The sequence below is a fragment of the Rhodobacter sp. TJ_12 genome, from assembly GCF_020023995.1.
GTDB lineage: Bacteria > Pseudomonadota > Alphaproteobacteria > Rhodobacterales > Rhodobacteraceae > Rhodobacter.
In genome coordinates, this window is the sequence record NZ_NRRD01000029.1 from 12,357 (window position 1) to 31,351 (window position 18,995).

Consider the following 18,995-nt stretch of genomic DNA (forward strand, 5'->3'; position numbering starts at 1 on the left):
ATGACCTCCACCGATTTCTCCATCATCCTGCCCGAGTTTCTGCTCGCCGCCTTTGCCATGGCGGCGCTCTTGGGCGGTGTTTGGACGGGCAAGGACAAGGTCGCGATGCCGATCTTGTGGATTTCCACCGCTGTGATGTTGGTTCTGGGCCTGACCATTGGCGTGGCCGGCGGCGGGGCGGATAGCGCCTTTGGCGGGCTGTTCATCGCCGATGGCTTTGCCCGCTTTGCCAAAGTGATCATTCTTGTTTCGGCCGCGGCCGTTCTGGCGATGAGTGCCGATTACCTGAACCGGCGCGGCCTGTTGCGGTTCGAATTCCCGGTGCTGATTGTGCTGGCCGTCACCGGCATGATGATGATGGTTTCGGCCAATGACCTGATGTCGCTTTACATCGGGCTCGAACTGCAATCGCTTGCGCTTTATGTCGTGGCCGCGCTGCGCCGCGATTCCGCGCGGTCGTCGGAAGCGGGTCTGAAATACTTCGTGCTGGGCTCGCTTTCCTCGGGTCTGCTGCTTTACGGCGCCTCGCTGGTTTACGGCTTTGCGGGCACGACCTCTTTTGCGGCCATCATCACTGTGGTGGACCAAGGGCATCTGCCGATTGGCCTGCTGTTTGGTCTGGTGTTCTTGTTGGCCGGTCTGGCCTTCAAAGTCTCGGCGGTGCCGTTTCACATGTGGACGCCCGATGTTTATGAAGGCTCGCCCACGCCGGTGACCGCCTTCTTTGCCACTGCGCCGAAACTGGCCGCGATGGCGCTGATTGCGCGGGTGGTGCATGACGCCTTTGGCCAAGTGCCGGGCGAATGGGGCCAAGTGCTGGCCGCGCTCGCGCTTGCGTCGATGTATCTGGGCGCGATTGCCGGGATCGGGCAGACCAATATCAAGCGCCTGATGGCCTATTCGTCCATCGCGCATATGGGCTTTGCGCTTTTGGGGCTGATGGCGGGAACGGCGATCGGTGTGCAATCCATGCTGGTCTACATGACGATCTACATTGTGATGAACGTCGGCACCTTTGCCTTTATCTTGGCGATGGAGCGCGATGGTGCCCCGGTGACCGAGATTTCCGCGCTGAACATGTTGTCGAAAACCGATCCGCTCAAGGCGCTCGCTTTGATGGTGCTTTTGTTCAGCTTGGCCGGTGTGCCGCCGATGCTGGGGTTCTGGGCCAAATTCGCGGTGCTGCGCGCAGCGGTGGATGCGGGCTATGTCTGGGTGGCCGTGGGCGCGGTGATCGCTTCGGTGATCGGGGCGTTCTACTATCTGCGCATCGTCTACTACATGTATTTCGGCACCGAGACCGACCCGCTGGATCGTCGTATGCCGTTTGTGCAACTGGCGATGCTGGTGGCCTCGGCGGTCATCATGGTGGCAGGCTCGATCAGCCTTTTCGGGCTCGAAGGCGCGGCCATGGCGGCGGCGACAGCCCTTGTCAACTGAGCCAGACTGGCCCGAGGGCGTGGCGCGCCACGTCCTTGGCCAAACCGACAGCACCATGTCTGAAGCATCCCGACTGGCTCCGCATCTTGCGGGGCCAGCTTGGGTTTTTGCGCATCGCCAAACGGCGGGGCGGGGGCGGCGCGGGCGCGGCTGGCAGATGCCTGCGGGCAATTTCGCCGCCACTTGCGTCTTTCGCCCGGCGGTCAGCCCGCCCACGGCGGCGCTTTATTCCTTTGTTGCGGCGCTGGCGCTTTATGACGCGCTCGACAGCGTTGCGCCGGGGGCCGATCTGGCGATCAAATGGCCCAATGATGTGTTGTTGGCGGGCGGCAAGGTCGCGGGGATTTTGCTGGAAAGCGTTTCTTCGGGCGCGTCGGTCAGCCATTTGGCCGTGGGCATCGGCGTGAACCTTGCCGCCGCGCCCCCGGTCACGGCGCTGGAGCCGGGCGCGCTTCGCCCCGTTTCGGTCTTGGGGGAAACCGCGCAGGTGATTGCCCCGCTGGATTTCCTGCCCCCGCTCGCCTGTGCTTTTGCGCGCCATGCCAAGCTCTTTGAGCGCGACGGATTTGCCCCGATCCGCGCCGCATGGCTTGCCCGCGCCGCGCGGATCGGGCAAAGGGTGACCGCCCGCACCGGAACCGAGACCCGGGAAGGCATTTTCGAGACGATCGACGAGACCGGCGCGTTGATCCTCAATACCGGGGGCGCACGCCAGCCCATCGCGGCGGCGGATATCTTCTTTTAGGGGGCGACATGCTTCTGTGCATCGATTGCGGCAACACCAATACGGTCTTTTCCGTCTGGGACGGCACCGAATTTCGCGCCACATGGCGGATTGCCACCGATGCGCGCCGCACGGCGGATGAATATTTCGTCTGGCTGTCGACGTTGATGGGGCTCAAGGGGCTGACGGCCACGATCGATGAGGCGATCATTTCCTCTACTGCGCCGCGTGTCGTGTTTAACTTGCGGGTTTTGTGTAACCGCTATTTCGATTGTCGCCCGCTTGTGGTGGGCAAACCCGACTGCGAGTTGCCCGTCGCGCCGCGTGTCGATGTGGGCACGACCGTTGGTCCCGACCGTCTGGTGAACACCGTCGCGGGCTTTGACCGACATGGCGGCGATTTGATCGTGGTGGATTTTGGCACCGCAACCACCTTTGACGTGGTTGATACCGATGGCGCCTATATCGGCGGGGTGATCGCGCCCGGCGTCGCGTTGAGCCTCGAGGCGCTGCATATGGCGGCGGCGGCGCTGCCCCATGTCGATGTAACCAAACCGCAAGGAGTCATTGGCACGAATACGGTGGCCTGCATACAATCGGGGGTGTATTGGGGCTATATCGGCCTTGTCGAAGGCATCGTGCGGCAAATCCGAATGGAACGCGACCGCCCGATGAAGGTGATCGCCACCGGCGGTCTTGCCTCGCTCTTCGATCTGGGGTTCGATCTGTTCGATAAGGTCGAAGATGACCTGACCATGCATGGTCTGCGGCTGATCTTCGATTACAATAAGGGGCTTGGGGCGTGAGCGACAGACTGATCTATCTTCCCTTGGGAGGTGCCGGCGAGATCGGCATGAACACCTATGTCTACGGCTACGGGCCGGAGGGAAAAGAACGGCTGATCGTGGTCGATCTGGGGGTCACCTTCCCGGATATGGAAAGCTCTCCGGGGGTCGATCTGATTATGGCCGATGCGGCTTGGCTTGAGGCCAATGTGAACCGGATCGACGCGATTTTCCTGACCCACGGGCATGAAGACCATATTGGGGCCATGGCGCATCTGTGGCCGAAGCTGAAAGCGCCGGTTTACGCGCGCCGCTTCACCGCGCATCTGGTGCAGTTGAAGATGGAAGAGGCGGGTCTGCCCTCGGATATGATCCGCACCGTCGAGCCGCGCCCGAAGGCAGTGGAAATCGGCCCCTTCACGGTGCAATTCGTCCCGGTCAGCCATTCGATCCCCGAAAGCTCGGCTTTGGTGATCGACACGCCTGCGGGCCGCGTGGTGCATACGGGCGATTTCAAACTGGATGGCAACCCGGTGGTGGGCGAGGCGTTTGACCCGCTGGAATGGCACGAGATCGCGCATGAAGGCGCGGGGATCAAGGCGCTGATCTGCGATTCCACCAATGTGTTCACCACCACGGCAGGGCGGTCTGAATCGACGCTGGTCAGCCCGCTGAAGGATCTGATCGCCGCGCAAGAGGGGATGGTGGTTGCGACCACTTTTGCCTCCAACGTGGCGCGGTTGAAAACGCTGGCCGAGGCCGGGCGGGCGGCGGGCCGCACCGTCTGTTTGCTGGGCCGGGCGATGCGCAAAATGGTGCATGTGGCCGAGGAAACCGGCGTGCTGAAGGGCTTTCCGCAAGTGCTAAGCCCCGAAGACGCGGTCGAGGTTGGGCGCGATAAGCTGATGCTGATCGTCACCGGCAGCCAAGGCGAACGCCGCGCGGCCACGGCGCAATTGAGCCGGGGCAAATATCTGGGCTTTTCGCTGAAGGAAGGGGATACCTTCCTGTTTTCGTCCAAAACGATCCCGGGCAATGAACGCTCCGTCATTCGGATCATGAACGCGCTGTCGGAAATGGGCGTCGATGTGGTCGATGACAAGGGCGGGCTCTATCACGTTTCGGGCCATGCGAACCGGCCCGATCTGGATGCGGTGCATGATCTTTTGCGCCCGCAAATCCTGATCCCGATGCATGGCGAACACCGCCATTTGCGCGAACATGCCAAGATCGCGGCGTCCAAGGGGATTGCGACCGAAGTTGCGACCAATGGCACGATGATCGATCTGACCGGGGTGGCGCCCAAGGTCGTCGAATATATCGAGACCGGGCGGCACTATCTGGATGGCACGGTGCTGATTGGCGCATTGGATGGCGTGGTGCGCGAGCGTTTGCGCATGGCGCTGAATGGTCATGTGCTGATCACCGTCATCATCGACGAGGATGACGTGCCCTTGGGCGATGCTTGGGTGGAGGTGATGGGCCTGCCCGATCACGGCAAATCGGGCGGCGAGCTGATGCGCATCATCGAAGACGAGCTGTCGGCCTTTTTGGAAAGTGCGCCTGACAAGATTGTGCGCAATGATGACAAACTTGATGAAGCGCTGCGCCGGATCGCGCGTCAGGTGGCGATGGAAGAAGTGGGCAAAAAGCCCGAAGTCACCGTCGTTGTCAGCCGATTGATGGCCGAATAAGAAAAAGGGCGCCCCGCGAGGCGCCCTTTTTGTATCTGGCCGGTCCGGTGTCAGACCAGTTGGCCATCCACCAGCCGCGTCTTGCCGCCAAGGTAAGGATGCAGCTCGGCGGGCAGGGTGACCGAGCCATCTTCTTCTTGCCCGTTTTCCAAAACCGCGATCAGGCAGCGGCCCACCGCCAGGCCAGAGCCATTGAGCGTGGCGACAAATTCGGGCTTGCCGCCGCTTGCGGGTTTGAAACGGCCATTCATCCGGCGCGCTTGGAATTGCCCGCAAGTCGAGACCGAGGAAATCTCGCGATAGGTGTTTTGGCCGGGCAGCCACACCTCTAGATCATGCGTCTTTTGCGCGCCAAAGCCCATGTCGCCGGTGCACAGCACAATGCGCCGATAGGGCAGTTCAAGCCGTTCCAGCACCGCCTCGGCGCATTTGGTCATCCGCTCATGTTCGGCCAAAGCCGTATCAGGGTGGCAGATCGTGACCATCTCCACCTTTTCGAATTGGTGCTGGCGCAGCATGCCGGCGGTGTCTTTCCCCGCCGAGCCCGCCTCCGACCGGAAGCAATTGGTATGCGCGGTCATCCGCAGGGGCAGAGCGCTTTCTTCCCACACCTCACCCGCGATCACATTGGTCAGCGTCACTTCCGAGGTTGGGATCAGCCACCAGCCATTGGTGGTTTCATAGCTGTCTTCGGCAAATTTCGGCAATTGCCCGGTGCCCAGCATCGCGTCAGAGCGCACCAAGACCGGGGTGATGGTTTCTTGCAGACCATGTTCGTCGATATGCAGATCGAGCATGAATTGCGCCAGCGCCCGGTGCACGCGCGCCACACCCGATTTCAGCACAACAAACCGCGCGCCAGACAATTTGGCGGCGGTTTCAAAATCCATATTCCCGCCAACCGCCGACAGCTCGTAATGTTCCTTCGGCGTGAAGGCGAAGCTTTTGGGCGTGCCCCAGCGGCTGACCTCGACGTTTTGATCTTCGTCCTCGCCCTCGGGCACGTCGGCCAGCGGAGCGTTCGGGATCGTCAACAGAAGATCGCGCAGTTCGGCATCAAGCGCCGCGGCCTCCGCCTGAAGCGCGGCAACTTCGGATTTCTTTTCCGCCACCAGCGCGCGCAGGCGCTCAAATTCCGCCTCATCGCCTTTGGCCTTGGCGGCACCCACCTGTTTGGCGGCGGCGTTTTGCGCGGCTTGCGCCGTTTCCGCTGCCAAAATCGCGGCGCGGCGCTTTTCATCAAGCGCCAGAACCGGGCCCGACAGCGCCTCCGCCCCTCGGCGCGCAAGGTCGGCATCGAACTGGGCGGGGTTTTCGCGAATAGCGCGGATATCGTGCATGGAAGCCTCCGAAACTGTTGCGAAGCGTTTAGCACAATTGCCGGGCCAGAAAAGCCCCGCGCCTATGCAAAACGCCGCCTGCGATGCGCGAAAACACGGTGAAAAGAGAGACGGAAGTCATTGGCTGGACTTGCGGAACGGGCCTATACTGCGTTACATGCGCAGATATTCAAAAGCCGGAATGTAATGTCTTCCGGTCTGGCCGCCATAGGGAAGGGATGACGCCATGAAATCTTTCGTCGTGACGTTGGTAGCGCTTGCGGTCTTGGCACCGCAGATCGCGCGGGCCGAGGGGGGCTATCGGGTCGAGCCCACGATGGTGACCGACTGGAAGACCGTCTATGGTCAGGTCGAGGCGAAGGACAAGGTGCCGGCGCGGGCGCGTCTGGGCGGCACCTTGGTGGAATTGAGCGTGTCAGAAGGCGATCTGGTCGAGGCCGGGCAAGAGTTGGGCCGCGTGGTCGATGAAAAGATTGCCTTTCAGATCAATGCGATCGATGCACAGATTGCGGCGCTTGAAAGCCAGATGGCGAATGCCGAACGCGAATTGACGCGCGGCGAGGAGCTTAAATCCCGCGGTGTCATCACCACCCAACAGCTTGATGCGCTGCGCACACAGGCCGAGGTGGTCAGCCAGCAGCTAGAGGCGCAACGCGCCAGCCGCCAAGTGACCGAGCAGCAAGCCACCGAAGGCGCGGTTCTGGCCCCTGTCGCGGGCCGCGTGCTAGAGGTGCCGGTGGCCAAAGGGGCCGTGGTGATGGCGGGCGAAAGCATTGCCACCATCGCGGGCGGCGGTTTCTTTTTGCGCCTGTCGGTGCCGGAACGGTTTGCCGGAACGATGCACGAAGGCGATGCGATTGGCATTGAAACGCCTGCGGGGGCGGTGACGGGCAAGCTGGCCAAGATCTATCCGCTGATCGAAGGCGGGCGCGTGAATGCCGATGTCGAAGTGTCTGATCTGAATTCCGAATTCGTGGGCGCGCGGGTGCTGGTGAAACTGCCGCTGGCGATGCGCGAGGCAATCTTGGTGCCCGCCGAAATGGTGCAGACCCATTCCGGGCTTGATTTCGTGATCGTCAACAGCGCGCAAGGTCCGCTGGACCGCGCGGTGGTGCCCGGCCCGGTGACCAAGGTCAATGGCACGCCGATGATGGAAATCCTGTCCGGTTTGACCGGCGGCGAAGAGGTGCTGGCGCATGAGCACTAAACACCCCCCCGGAACCGGTGACGATTTCTCGGAAGAGGCGCCGGATATGAGCGATGTCAAATTGGGCATCGCGGGTCGCCTAACGCAAAGCTTTATCGGTTCGGCGCTGACGCCGCTGTTCATTCTGGCTGCCTTGGCGGTGGGGCTTGTCGCGCTGGTGAACCTGCCGCGCGAGGAAGAGCCGCAAATTTCGGTGCCAATGGTCGATATCCACCTGCAAGCCCCGGGGCTGAAGGCGGAAGACGCGATGAAACTCGTGACCGAGCCGATGGAGACGATCATCACCTCCATCAACGAGGTGGAACACGTCTACAGCCAGACGATGGACGATTATTCGCTGGTCATGGCCCGGTTCATTGTGGGCACCTCGTCCGATGCGGCGATTTTGCGCGTGCATGAAAAGGTGCGCGCCAATGCCGACCGTATCCCCAAGGGGATCGAAGAGCCGATCATTGTCGGGCGCGGCATTGATGATGTGGCGATTGTTTCGCTGACGCTGTCGGGCAAACCGGGGTCTGAAATCGGGGCGAATGACCTGACGCGGATCACCCGCGAATTGCAGACCGAAGTCACCAAAATCGAAAACGTCGGCCTGACCTATCTGGTAGGCGAGGCGACCGAGGCGATCCGCATTGCGCCGGACCCGGAAAAGCTTGCGCTTTACGGGATCACGCTGCAGCAGCTTTCCTACAAGGTCGAGCAGGCGAACCGAAGCTTCAACACTGGCAAGCTGCGCGATGGCGGCGAAGAAATCGACCTTGTCGCGGGCAAAACGCTGGTGGCGCCCGCTGAAATTGCGGGGCTGTTGCTGACCGCGCGCGATGGCCGCCCGGTCTATGTCGCCGATGTGGCCGATATTTCTTACGTGGGCGACACCTCGGATCATATCGTTGCCAATGTCACGCGCGAGGGCGACAGGCTGCACCGTGCGCCGGCTGTGACGCTTGCCATCGCCAAGCGCGCCGGCGCGAATGCCGTGGTCGTGGGCGAGGCGATTTTGGAGCGGGTGCATGAGCTGGAAGGGAGCCTGATCCCCGACAGCGTCGAGGTGCAGGTCACGCGCGACTATGGCGAAACCGCCAATGAAAAGGCCAATGAACTGTTGTTCCACTTGGGGCTGGCGACGATTTCGATCATCGCGCTGGTGCTTTTCTCCATTGGCTGGCGCGAAAGCATCGTGGTCGCCATCGTCATTCCGGTGACGATCCTGCTGACGCTTTTTGCCGCCCATGCGATGGGCTTCACGCTGAACCGGGTAAGCCTGTTCGCGCTCATTTTCTCGATCGGGATTTTGGTCGATGACGCGATCGTGGTGATTGAAAACATCGCCCGCCATTGGGCGATGAAAACCCCCGGCTCGCGCGTGAAAAAGGCCATCGAGGCGGTGGCCGAGGTGGGCAACCCCACGATTGTGGCCACGCTAACCGTGGTCGCCGCCCTGCTGCCAATGCTGGCCGTGTCCGGGCTGATGGGGCCTTATATGTCGCCCATCCCTTCGGTTGCTTCGGCGGCGATGATTTTCTCTTTCTTCGTCGCGGTGATGATCACGCCGTGGCTGATGGTGAAAATCGCGGGCCGGGCCGATATGTCGGCGCATTCGGAAGAGGATACCGGTGACGGTCATCCTCACGGTGGTAAGCTTGGCGCGATTTATGCCGCCGTGGCGCGCCCGATCTTGAAGACCAAGGGCACCGCTTGGATGTTCCTCATCGCGACGATCATCCTCTCTTTCGGCTCGCTTGGGCTGCTTTACACCAAGCATGTTACGGTCAAACTGCTGCCCTTCGACAATAAGTCCGAATTGGGTGTGGTGATTGACCTGCCCGAGGGATCTTCGGTCGAGGCCACCGATGCGGTGGCGCAAATGGTGGCGGCAGCGGTCACCGAAATGCCCGAGGTGATCTCGGTCCAGACCCATGCGGGGGCCGCTTCGCCCTTCAACTTCAACGGGCTCGTGCGGCACTATTATCTGCGCGAATATCCGTGGCAGGGCGATGTGCAAATCAACCTGCATGGCAAGGATGGGCGTGACCGCACCAGCCATGAAATTGCCCTTGAGGTGCGCGAGCGGGTGACCGCGCTTGATCTGCCCGAGGGCACGGTGCTGAAAACGGTGGAACCGCCGCCCGGGCCACCGGTGATCGCGACCCTTCTGGCCGAGGTCTATGGCCCCGATGCCGAAACGCGACGCGCCGCCGCGCGCCAGATTGAAGAGGCGTTCCGCTCGGTGCCCTTCATTGTCGATGTCGATAACAGCTTTGGCGCCGAAGCGCGCCGCCTGCGCGCGACGGTGAACCCGGACAATCTGGAGTTCTACTCGGTGCAGGAAAGCGATGTCTTTGACACGCTGGGCTTGCTAAACGGCTCGACCACGGTTGGCTATTCGCATCGCGGCCAAGAACGCGCGCCGCTGCCGATTGTGATGGAGCGTGCCAAGGGCGCAAAGGTGATGGATGAGGCGACGCTGTCGACCCCGATCCCGGCCAATGTTCTGCCCGGCGCGCGTGGTGTGGTGGAACTGGGCGATGTGATCGAGGTGCGGGAGGAGAAAGCCTCTTTCCCGATCTTCCGGCACAATGGCCGCGAGGCCGAGATGGTAACCGCCGAACTGGCCGGCACGTTTGAGGCACCCCTTTACGGCATGCTCGCTGTCGGTGATGCGATTGAGGCGATGGACTGGGCCGAGGGCCTAAAGCCTGAAATCAGCCTGCACGGCCAGCCCGAGGATGAAAGCCATGTCACGCTTTTGTGGGATGGCGAATGGGAAGTCACTTGGGTGACCTTCCGCGATATGGGCGGGGCTTTCGGCATCGCGCTGGTGGGGATTTACATCCTTGTCGTGGCGCAGTTTGGTAGCTTCCGCCTGCCGCTCGTGGTGCTGACGCCGGTGCCGCTGACCTTCCTTGGCATCATGCTGGGGCATATGATGTTCTCGGCCCCGTTCTCGGCCACTTCGATGATTGGTTTCATCGCGCTTGCTGGGATCATTGTGCGCAACTCGATCTTGCTGGTTGATTTTATCCGCCATGCAGACCGCACCGGCAAAACCGAGATCGACATTTTGATCGAGGCCGGGTCGATCCGCTTCAAACCGATCTTGCTGACCGCTGTGGCGGCGATGATCGGTGCAGCGGTGATTTTGGCGGACCCGATCTTCCAGGGCTTGGCGATTTCGCTTCTGTTTGGTCTGCTTAGCTCGACCCTGCTGACGGTGCTGGTGATCCCGACGATCTACCGCATCTTTAAGACCTGACCAGCCCGGGTTTCCGGTCGAACGACGAAACGCCCCCGCTTGGGGGGCGTTTTCATTGTGGTCGTCTGGGATATTGCACCAATTCTTCGCCGGCCTTCTGATAGGCGCTAAGGGGGTAATGCCCTTTGGGGCGGCGATGAAGAAGAGCCATCAGAGATCTGGGCGCAAAGGGTCGCCGTCGTCGTTTAGGCAAGGCGATGTGACGATCCCCGATTTCGAACGGGGCGTGGGCAACCTGTTGACCGAGGGGGGCTGCTGCCGTTCTTGGGCGAATTCACCCTATCGCCGCTTGATCTGGCCTAGGGGCCGCACCGGCCCCGAAAGGACTAGCCCAGAAAGCACCGGCCGCCGTTCGTCGGGGCCGGTGCTTTTCTGTCTATATGCCAAAGGCGCCGTTTAGGGGGCGGAGCAAAACTGTTCATAGACCGTCTGCACCACCTGTGCCGCGCGCGGGTCCGACAACGAATAATAGATCGTTTTGCCCTCGCGGCGGCTGGTCACCAGACCTTCCAACCGCAGGCGGGCCAGTTGCTGGCTGACCGCCGCTTGCCGGGTTTCCAGCCGATTTTCCAACTCGGTCACGGATTTCTCGCCCGAGGCGAGATAGCACATGATCATCAGCCGCCCTTCATGGGCCAGCGCCTTGAGCAGGTTCGACGCGGCGCGGGCACGGCCTGCCATTTCCTCGGCATCAAGTGCGGCGCAGCGTTCTTCGACCGGTTCATCGCTCGGGTCGGTGGGCAGATCGGCGGCGGACGTCGAAGCGCCCTTGGGAGAGGTATCTTGCATATGTTCTTGCGGGGTCTGGCCCGATTCCATGTCCACGGGAAAGTGTCCCTGAATTGCGTGGGTCGTCGGTGGTCTTTAGCCAATACCACTTCTATCGCAGGGAATCGAGGCCGGAACCGCATTTGGCAGCTGTAAACGCGCCAATTGACGCAGTGCGACACTTGGACCCGGGGCATACCCAGCGCCCGGGCGCCGGGGCTGGCCGAAACCGGGCCTAGATCGTGGCGCGCTTGGCGGCGCGGACCTGGCGCAAGCGCACGCGAATCTCGCGCAGCGCCACAAGGCAAATGACGACAAGCGCCACCGTATCGAAACCGGGAAAGTCCATCTTGCCCCCCTTCGCAGAAGCTTTGGATTAAGCCTTGGGCCCAGATTGTGGCGCAACCGGGGCACGAGCGGGGAAAAACGGCGTCGAAGCTGGCGGCGACGAGGAAGGTTTGGGCGACGGGCTTGACCTTGGCGCGGGCTCTGCGCTTGCTGGGGGGAGTCGAACGAAAGACCGCCGATGCTTCATGCCTATGTGTCCCAGCCCCCCGGCCTTGCCCGGCTGGGCCAGCAAAGCCCCACCGAGCCGCGCCCCGATCTGGAGCGCGCGATCTGGATCGACCTTTATCGTCCGCTGGACAGTCAAGTCGCCGCGGTGAGTGCCCTAGGGGTGGAGGTGCCGACGCTTGCCGACATGGAAGAGATCGAGATTTCCAACCGGCTTTACCGGGAAGAGGGCACCGATGTAATGACCGTGGTGATCCCCGGCCATACGCCCGATGGCGATCATGTGGCGGGGCCGGTCAGCTTTATCTTGTCACGCGACCGGCTGGTGACGGTGCGCCACCATGCGCCGCGCAGCTTCACCACTTATCCCGAGCGCGCGGCGCGCACGACGCCGGGCTGCACCGCGCCCGAGCGCATTTTTCTGGGCCTGATCGAAGAGATCGTGGCGCGGCTTGCGGACCTGCTGGAAGGCGTGGGGCGGGTGCTGGATGCGGTTTCGGTGCGGGTCTTGGGGGATGCGCGCCCCGAAGACCTGAAGGCGAGCCTTGGCGAGGTCGGGCGACAGGGCGATCTTTTGGGCAAGATCCGGCTGGCGCTTTTGACGCTGGAGCGGGCGCTTTCCTTTTACGACCAGACGCTGGCAGGGCAGGGGGCGGCGCTGCGTCCGATCGTCAAAGGGTTGATGCGCGATATTGCGGCGCTGTCGGTGCATAATGATTTTTTGTCGTCGCGCGTGTCGCTAAGCGTCGATGCGACGCTTGGCATGATCAATCTGGCGCAAAACAACACGGTGCGGATCTTGTCGGTCGTGACCGCGCTGTTCCTGCCGCCGACCTTGATTGCTTCGGCCTATGGGATGAACTTCGCCAATATGCCCGAGCTGAACCAAAGCTGGGGCTATCCTTTCGCGCTTGTGCTGATGGTGGCCTCTGCCGCGGGAACCTGGGCGTTTTTCAAATGGAAGAAATGGCTTTAGCCCCTTCTGTGCCCCAGGTGTCCGCGCCGGGCGCGGTGGCAGGGGCGCCAAAGGTTACCTTGTCAGGATCATGCGTGATCCGTCGAATTCCACCTTGGCGAAACGGGTCAGGTAGCTCATCCCCATCAAGGACCCGTCCAGATCGCCCCGGTTCACCACGGCGCGGACATTGGCATCGGTGAAGGGGCCAATCGCGATGCTGTCCAGCCGCACTGGCGCGGTGGCGACCGTGCCATTGGCGGTTTGGGCTTGTCCGATATAGGCAAGACTGTTGGTGTCGAGCCCGGCCCGCGCCGCATCGGCCCGGCTGAGCACGATCGAGGTGGCGCCGGTATCGACGACAAAGCGGATCGGCGTGCCGTTCACCTCGGCGGTTAGATAATAGTGCCCATCCATCGCCACCGGGGTTTCGATCCGGCCATCTTCATAAACTGCCTGACGGTTTAAAAGCGTGCGCTGAAATTCGGGCCAGAGCCCTGCCACCGCGACAACACCCAGAAAGATCAGCGCCCAGATCATCATCTGTTGCACGGCTTGGCCGGGCCGGTTGCGCAGCGAGGCCAGCACCGAACCGCCGACCACCAAAAGCAGCAAGACAAGATAGACAAGACGGGACGGGTCGTCGAACATGCAGGCTCCGGTTCTGTGTCCTTCAAGATGTAAGGGGTGCGGTGGGCAATGTCATCGGGGCGGCGCGTCACGGCGCGGTGAACAGCCCCGCGCCGATCAGCCCGTCCAAAATGAATTGCACCGCAAGCGCCGCCAAAAGCATCCCCAGAAGGCGTGTCACCACCATTGTTCCGGTGCGCCCCAAGGCGCGTTCGAGTGGGGTCGCCAGCAAAAACAGCACAAAGACACAGGCAAGCACGGCGAGCATCACCCCATGCACGGCGAGCAAATGCACAGTGCCGGTGCCAGACCCCGCCAAAAGGATCATCGTCGCCATCGCGCCGGGCCCTGCCAAAAGCGGGGTCGCCAGCGGAAAAACAGACGGGTCGGGCGCATGCGGTTCGGCCGATTGCCCCTCGCGGCGCTGGGTGCGGCGCTCAAAAAGCATATCAAGCGCGGTCAGGAACAGCAAAACCCCGCCCGCAATGCGGAACGCCGGCATGGAAATGCCAATGCCCCGCAACAGCGCATCGCCAAAAAGACCGAAAAGCGTCAACAGCACGGTGGCGATGGCAAGCGCCCGCAAGCCCACCGCGCGCCGCATCCGCGCGTCCATCCCCTGCGTCAGCGCCAAAAACAGCGGCACGAGGCCGATCGGATCGACCACGACAAACAGCGTCACAAAGGCGGTGATCAGTTCGGCATTTCCCATGGCGGCAAGTTAATCCGTTGCGCTGGGCCGCGCCAGTGGGGTGTCTGCGTCTTCTGCAGGGTCTGGCGGCATGACGGCGCGGATTTTAGCCGCCAAGCTGCGCGCCCCGGCGCCGATGCGGGTTTCGGCATGCGCCTCGGCCAGCCGCAACACATGGTGCAGCGCGGCCAGTTCATCTGCGGAAAGCACCAAAGGCGGCAAGGCCACCGCGCGGCGCAGCACATAGCCCACGCCCCGTTCCCCCTCCACCGGCACGCCATAATCGACAAGCGTTTTCATATCGCGCCAGATCGTGCGGTCCGACACGCCAAGTTGCGCCGCCATGTCTTGCGCGCGCACCAATTGCCCGTCGCGCAACAACATCATGATCTGTTCCAACCGTTCATTGCGGGTCATCGCGGCCTCCGCCCACATACTAGCCGATCTTGGTGCAACTGACAAATAACTGTCAGTTATCTGGCGCGGCAGCGGGGCGCGCGCGGAAATGGCGCTTTGCCAAGGGGCCTTGGCTTCGTAAAACCGGACAAAACGCAACAGGCGCGGCTGCGCGCAAGGAGTAATCGCATGTTCAACAATATCGGTGTGCCCGGCCTTCTTCTGATCGCTGTCGTGGTTTTGGTGCTGTTTGGCAAAGGCAAGGTCAGCTCGCTGATGGGCGAAGTGGGCAAAGGCATCACCTCGTTCAAAAAAGGCATGAACGAAGGCGCCAAAGAAATCGAGGACGCCGCCGCCGAGGGGAGCAAAGACGCCACCCCCGAGCCCAAGGACAAGGTCTGAGGCTGAGCACCGACCATGTTCGATATCGGGTGGAGCGAGCTTCTGGTGATTGGCGTTGTCGCGCTGATCGTGGTGGGCCCCAAGGACCTGCCGGTCATGTTCCGCAGCCTCGGGCGGGTGACGGCGAAAGCCCGCGCGATGGCGCGCGACTTCACCCGGGCGATGGAAGATGCGGCCAAGGAAACGGGGCTGGATGACGCGGCCAAAGGCTTGGGCGATATTGCCCGTGCCAAAGCGCCGGGGATTTCCGCGCTCGAGCGCGCCACCGATAAATTTGAAAAATGGGAACCCAAAATGCCCTCTGCTGCCAAAGCTGGGGCTGGGACCGCTGCCGGGGCGGCGTTTACGCCCGATCCGGCATTGCAGGCCGAACTGGATGCCGCTGAACTGGCCGGCGAACCCGAAGAGGCCTCCGCCGATCCCGTCAAACCGGCCCCGAAAGGTGATGCATGAGCGCAGATCATCTTGACGAGACCGCCGCGCCGCTGATCGAGCATTTGGCGGAATTGCGCACCCGTATCTTGATCTCGCTGGGCGCGTTCGTGGTGGCGATGATCGCTTGCTACACGGTCTGGAAGCCGGTCTTCAACTTCCTGACGCAACCGATCTGCCATGCCTTGGCGGATCGCGGTCAGCAATGCGGGCTTTATCTGATCAAGCTGCAAGAAGGCTTTTTCGTTGCGGTCAGCATCTCGTTCCTGGGGGGCTTTGCGCTCGCCTTTCCGGTGATTGCTTGGCAATTGTGGCGCTTCGTGGCGCCGGGGCTTTACCGCAATGAAAAGAATGCGTTTTTGCCGTTCTTGATTGCCTCGCCTGTAATGTTTTTCGTCGGTGCGACCTTCGCCTATTTCGTCGTGCTGCCGATGGCGTTTCGGTTCTTTTTGAGCTTCCAGCAAGGGGATATGAGCGCGGCCAACGAACTGGCCTCGATCGGTTTCCAAGGCTCGGTGCAGGAATATCTGTCGCTGACCGTCAAATTCATTATGGCCTTTGGGATTTGCTTCCAATTGCCGGTGTTGCTGACGCTGATGGGCAAGGCCGGGCTGATCACCGCAGCCTCTTTGGCCAGCGTGCGCAAATATGCGATCGTCGCGATCTTGCTGGTCGCCTCGGTCGCCACGCCGCCCGATGTGATCAGCCAGATCATGCTCTTTGCGGCGGTCTATCCGCTTTTCGAAATCTCGATCCAACTCGTCAAACGCATCGAGAAAAAGCGCGAGGCGCGGATGCGGGCCGAAGGCACATGGTTCGAGGATGAGGACGAGGCATGAGTGATCCCCTAGAGCGGATCGCTCAGGCGCTGGAGCGGATGGCCCCGGCGCCTGCACCCGCCCCCGATTTCACCGCGGCAGAGGCGTTCTTGTGGCATGCGGAGCCGGATCATCTAGTGCCCGTGCCAAAGGTCAGTCGGGTGGAGCTTGACCTTTTGCGCGGCATCGACCGGGCACGCGATACGCTTTTGGCCAATACGGCGCAATTTGCGCGGGGCGCGGCGGCAAATAATGCGCTTTTGTGGGGCGCGCGGGGGATGGGAAAATCCTCTCTGGTCAAGGCCGTGCATGCGGCGGTGACGAAGCAGGGGGTCCCGCTCAAGCTGGTGGAATTGGCACGCGAGGATCTGCCCTCGGTCGGGCGGCTGTTGACCCTGTTGCGCGCGGCGCCGCAAACCCGTTTCGTGCTGTTTTGCGATGATCTGAGCTTCAGCCATGATGATCAGCATTACAAATCGCTTAAGGCGGTGCTCGATGGCGGGATCGAGGGGCGGCCCGCCAATGTGATCTTTTATGCCACCTCGAACCGGCGCCATCTGATGCCGCGTGACATGATCGAAAATGAACGCTCCACCGCGATCAACCCGTCCGAAGCGGTTGAAGAAAAAGTTTCGCTCTCGGATCGGTTCGGTCTGTGGCTGGGCTTCCATCCCTGTGATCAAGACGAATATTTCGCCATGATCGAAGGCTATTGCGCGGCCTATGGGCTGGCGATCAACCCCGATACCCTGCGCGCCGAGGCTGTGGAATGGTATCGCACGCGCGGCTCCCGCTCTGGCCGGGTGGCGTGGCAGTTCTTTACCGATCTGGCCGGGCGGCACGGGCTGGCGGTTTAAGCTTTCCGCGCCCGGTTGGGCGATTGGGTGCGGGTGTGCTCAGGGTTTGAGAAGTTTCTCAAACAGGGTCGAGAGGAAGATCTCGGCCTCGGCATGGGGGTTGTGGCCGGGGCCAAGGACGGCGCGGACCTGCACGTCGAAATCGGCGTAATGCTGGGTGAGCGCCCAGATCGAAAAGATCAGATGATGCGGATCGACCGGGGCGATCTGGCCCGCCTCGGCCCATCTGCGGATCAGCGCGGCCTTTTCATCGACCAGCGCCTTCAGATCGGTGCCAAGCATCGCGCCCATGCGCGGCGCGCCTTGCAAGATTTCATTGGCAAACAGCCGGCTTTCGCGCGGCATGGTTTGGCTCATGTCGAGCTTGCGGCGCATATAGCGCATGATCTCGGCCTGCGGATCGCCGCTGTCGGTCATCTCGCGCAAGGGCGCCAGCCAATCATCCAAAAGGCTGGTCAACAGCGCGATATGGATCGCCTCTTTCGAGGGGAAATAATAAAGCAGATTGGGCTTGGACAGCCCCGCCTCGGTGGCGATTTGATCGAGCGTGGCGCCGCGAAAGCCTTGGGCGGAAAACACCTCTAGGGCGGCGTCCAGGATCGCTTCGGTGTTGCGCTGCTGGATCCGGGTGCGCGGCCGGGGGGCGCCTTTTGCGGTGTCGTCTGCCATGCTTGCCGTTTTGCCCCCTGTGCCTGCCGCATGCGCGCGCTTGACGCGGCGTTTGCCGATGTTAGCCTGCGTCTGACCGTGTGGTCAAACCGCCCGGATGCCCCACCCCTCGCATATATGGAGAGACCCATGGCGCTCGACCGCAAGACGCCCAATGATCTGAACGCTTTTTGGATGCCCTTCACCGCCAACCGCCAGTTCAAAAAGGCGCCGCGGATGTTCGTGGGGGCGAAAGACATGCATTACACCACCGCCGAGGGGCGGCAAGTGCTGGATGGCACGGCGGGGCTGTGGTGTTGCAACGCAGGCCATTGCCGGCCGAAAATCACCGAGGCGATTGCGAGCCAGGCGGCCGAGATGGATTACGCGCCCGCGTTTCAGATGGGCCATCCGGCGGCCTTTGAGCTGGCCAACCGGATCCTTGAGATCGCGCCTGCGGGCATGGAACATGTGTTTTACACCAATTCGGGCTCGGAATCGGTCGAGACCGCGCTGAAACTGGCCATTGCCTATCACCGCGCGCGCGGCGAGGGCGCCCGGACCCGGCTGATTGGCCGCGAGCGCGGCTATCATGGGGTGAATTTCGGCGGGATTTCGGTGGGCGGTATCGTCACCAACCGCAAGATGTATGGCAGCTTGCTGACCGGGGTCGATCACCTGCCGCATACGCATTTGCCCGCCGAGAACGCCTTTTCCAAGGGCCAGCCCGACCATGGTGCGCATCTGGCCGAGGATCTGGAACGCATCGTCGCGCTGCATGGGGCCGAGACCATCGCGGCGGTGATCGTGGAGCCGATGGCGGGCTCGACGGGCGTGCTTTTGCCGCCCAAGGGCTATTTGCAAAAGCTGCGCGAGATCACCCAAAAGCACGGCATCTTGTTGATCTTTGACGAGGTGATCACCGGGTTTGGGCGGCTGGGCAGCGCCTTTGCCGCGCAGCATTACGGGGTGACGCCGGATCTGATGACCACGGCGAAGGGGCTGACCAATGGGGTCATTCCGATGGGGGCGGTGCTGACCACGGGCGCGGTGCATGAGGCTTTCATGCAGGGCCCCGAACATATGATCGAGCTGTTTCACGGCTATACCTATTCGGGCAATCCGATCGCGGCGGCGGCGGGTCTGGCGACGCTGGAGACCTATAAGGAAGAGGGGCTGTTTGAGCGCGCGGCGGCCTTGGCGCCTTACTGGCAAGAGGCGCTGCACAGCCTGCGCGGCACCCGCCATGTGATCGACATCCGCAACGAGGGGCTGATCGGCGCGGTGGAATTGGAGCCGATCGCGGGGGAGCCGACGAAGCGTGCCTTTGCGGCCTTCCTCAAGGCCTATGAAAAGGGCATCTTGATCCGCACCACCGGCGATATCATCGCCATGTCGCCGCCGCTGATCATCGACAAACCCCAGATCGACCAGCTGATCTC

General features: G+C 62.0%; 18 protein-coding genes. 12 read left to right on the top strand and 6 right to left on the bottom strand.

The genetic code is table 11. The features are described from left to right. Genes nuoN through CKO11_RS15860 form a run of 4 tightly spaced genes read left to right on the top strand, consistent with a single transcriptional unit; the run spans position 1 to position 4,643 of the window. Complete coding sequence (gene nuoN, locus CKO11_RS15845; protein ID WP_223640933.1) at positions 1–1,440, top strand: NADH-quinone oxidoreductase subunit NuoN; 1,440 nt, start codon at positions 1–3, stop codon at positions 1,438–1,440. Further along, the gene (locus CKO11_RS15850; protein ID WP_263298500.1) at positions 1,430–2,185 is read left to right on the top strand and encodes a biotin--[acetyl-CoA-carboxylase] ligase; all 756 of its coding nucleotides are present in this window, start codon (positions 1,430–1,432) and stop codon (positions 2,183–2,185) included. Before nuoN ends, CKO11_RS15850 begins: the two co-directional genes overlap by 11 nt. Positions 2,186–2,193: 8 nt before the next feature. Further along, on the top strand, positions 2,194–2,970 hold the full coding sequence (locus tag CKO11_RS15855) for a type III pantothenate kinase (protein ID WP_223640935.1): 777 nt from the start codon (positions 2,194–2,196) through the stop codon (positions 2,968–2,970). A gap of 47 nt (positions 2,971–3,017) precedes the next feature. Beyond that, on the top strand, positions 3,018–4,643 hold the full coding sequence (locus CKO11_RS15860; RefSeq protein ID WP_223640966.1) for a ribonuclease J: 1,626 nt from the start codon (positions 3,018–3,020) through the stop codon (positions 4,641–4,643). A gap of 50 nt (positions 4,644–4,693) precedes the next feature. Here CKO11_RS15860 and serS read toward each other — a convergent pair whose 3' ends face one another. After that, the gene (serS, locus tag CKO11_RS15865) at positions 4,694–5,983 is read right to left on the bottom strand and encodes a serine--tRNA ligase (protein ID WP_223640937.1); all 1,290 of its coding nucleotides are present in this window, start codon (positions 5,981–5,983) and stop codon (positions 4,694–4,696) included. 226 nt (positions 5,984–6,209) lie between these two features. Here serS and CKO11_RS15870 point away from each other — a divergent pair, with 226 nt between their 5' ends. Then, the gene (locus CKO11_RS15870; protein ID WP_223640939.1) at positions 6,210–7,190 is read left to right on the top strand and encodes an efflux RND transporter periplasmic adaptor subunit; all 981 of its coding nucleotides are present in this window, start codon (positions 6,210–6,212) and stop codon (positions 7,188–7,190) included. Positions 7,191–7,236: 46 nt separating this feature from the next. Continuing rightward, entirely contained in the window at positions 7,237–10,443 is a 3,207-nt protein-coding gene (locus CKO11_RS15875) for an efflux RND transporter permease subunit (RefSeq protein WP_223640968.1), read from the top strand. Between the two features lie 396 nt (positions 10,444–10,839). On the opposite strand, the gene CKO11_RS15880 is transcribed toward CKO11_RS15875, so the two are convergent. Then, the gene (locus tag CKO11_RS15880) at positions 10,840–11,262 is read right to left on the bottom strand and encodes an ArsR/SmtB family transcription factor (protein ID WP_411742022.1); all 423 of its coding nucleotides are present in this window, start codon (positions 11,260–11,262) and stop codon (positions 10,840–10,842) included. A 475-nt stretch (positions 11,263–11,737) separates the two neighbouring features. Here CKO11_RS15880 and CKO11_RS15885 point away from each other — a divergent pair, with 475 nt between their 5' ends. Beyond that, positions 11,738–12,700 (top strand): magnesium transporter CorA family protein, encoded by a 963-nt coding sequence (locus CKO11_RS15885; protein WP_223640941.1) that lies wholly within the window; start codon positions 11,738–11,740, stop codon positions 12,698–12,700. Between the two features lie 54 nt (positions 12,701–12,754). Here CKO11_RS15885 and CKO11_RS15890 read toward each other — a convergent pair whose 3' ends face one another. The 3 genes from CKO11_RS15890 to CKO11_RS15900 form a co-directional block, all read right to left on the bottom strand. Continuing rightward, positions 12,755–13,330: a TIGR02281 family clan AA aspartic protease gene (locus tag CKO11_RS15890; protein WP_223640943.1), complete on the bottom strand. Its 576-nt coding sequence runs from the start codon at positions 13,328–13,330 to the stop codon at positions 12,755–12,757. Between the two features lie 67 nt (positions 13,331–13,397). Continuing rightward, positions 13,398–14,021: a MarC family protein gene (locus CKO11_RS15895; protein WP_223640946.1), complete on the bottom strand. Its 624-nt coding sequence runs from the start codon at positions 14,019–14,021 to the stop codon at positions 13,398–13,400. Between the two features lie 9 nt (positions 14,022–14,030). Continuing rightward, positions 14,031–14,417 carry a helix-turn-helix transcriptional regulator gene (locus CKO11_RS15900; RefSeq protein ID WP_223640949.1) on the bottom strand — a complete coding sequence of 129 codons (387 nt, stop codon included), beginning with the start codon at positions 14,415–14,417 and terminating at the stop codon, positions 14,031–14,033. 168 nt (positions 14,418–14,585) lie between these two features. On the opposite strand from CKO11_RS15900, the gene CKO11_RS15905 reads away from it, so the two are divergent. Genes CKO11_RS15905 through CKO11_RS15920 form a run of 4 tightly spaced genes read left to right on the top strand, consistent with a single transcriptional unit; the run spans position 14,586 to position 16,905 of the window. Then, entirely contained in the window at positions 14,586–14,798 is a 213-nt protein-coding gene (locus tag CKO11_RS15905) for a twin-arginine translocase TatA/TatE family subunit (RefSeq protein ID WP_223640952.1), read from the top strand. A gap of 15 nt (positions 14,799–14,813) precedes the next feature. After that, positions 14,814–15,251, top strand: coding sequence for a Sec-independent protein translocase protein TatB (gene tatB / locus CKO11_RS15910; RefSeq protein ID WP_223640953.1), 438 nt, complete (start codon positions 14,814–14,816; stop codon positions 15,249–15,251). After that, on the top strand, positions 15,248–16,069 hold the full coding sequence (gene tatC, locus CKO11_RS15915) for a twin-arginine translocase subunit TatC (protein WP_223640956.1): 822 nt from the start codon (positions 15,248–15,250) through the stop codon (positions 16,067–16,069). Before tatB ends, tatC begins: the two co-directional genes overlap by 4 nt. Continuing rightward, the gene (locus CKO11_RS15920) at positions 16,066–16,905 is read left to right on the top strand and encodes an ATP-binding protein (protein WP_223640958.1); all 840 of its coding nucleotides are present in this window, start codon (positions 16,066–16,068) and stop codon (positions 16,903–16,905) included. The genes tatC and CKO11_RS15920 overlap by 4 nt, the downstream gene beginning before the upstream one ends. 39 nt (positions 16,906–16,944) lie before the next feature. On the opposite strand, the gene CKO11_RS15925 is transcribed toward CKO11_RS15920, so the two are convergent. Beyond that, on the bottom strand, positions 16,945–17,574 hold the full coding sequence (locus tag CKO11_RS15925) for a TetR family transcriptional regulator C-terminal domain-containing protein (protein ID WP_223640960.1): 630 nt from the start codon (positions 17,572–17,574) through the stop codon (positions 16,945–16,947). A gap of 129 nt (positions 17,575–17,703) precedes the next feature. On the opposite strand from CKO11_RS15925, the gene CKO11_RS15930 reads away from it, so the two are divergent. Continuing rightward, positions 17,704–18,995, top strand: a 1,292-nt coding sequence (locus CKO11_RS15930; protein WP_223640962.1) for an aspartate aminotransferase family protein, incomplete at its 3' end; no start/stop codon positions are given.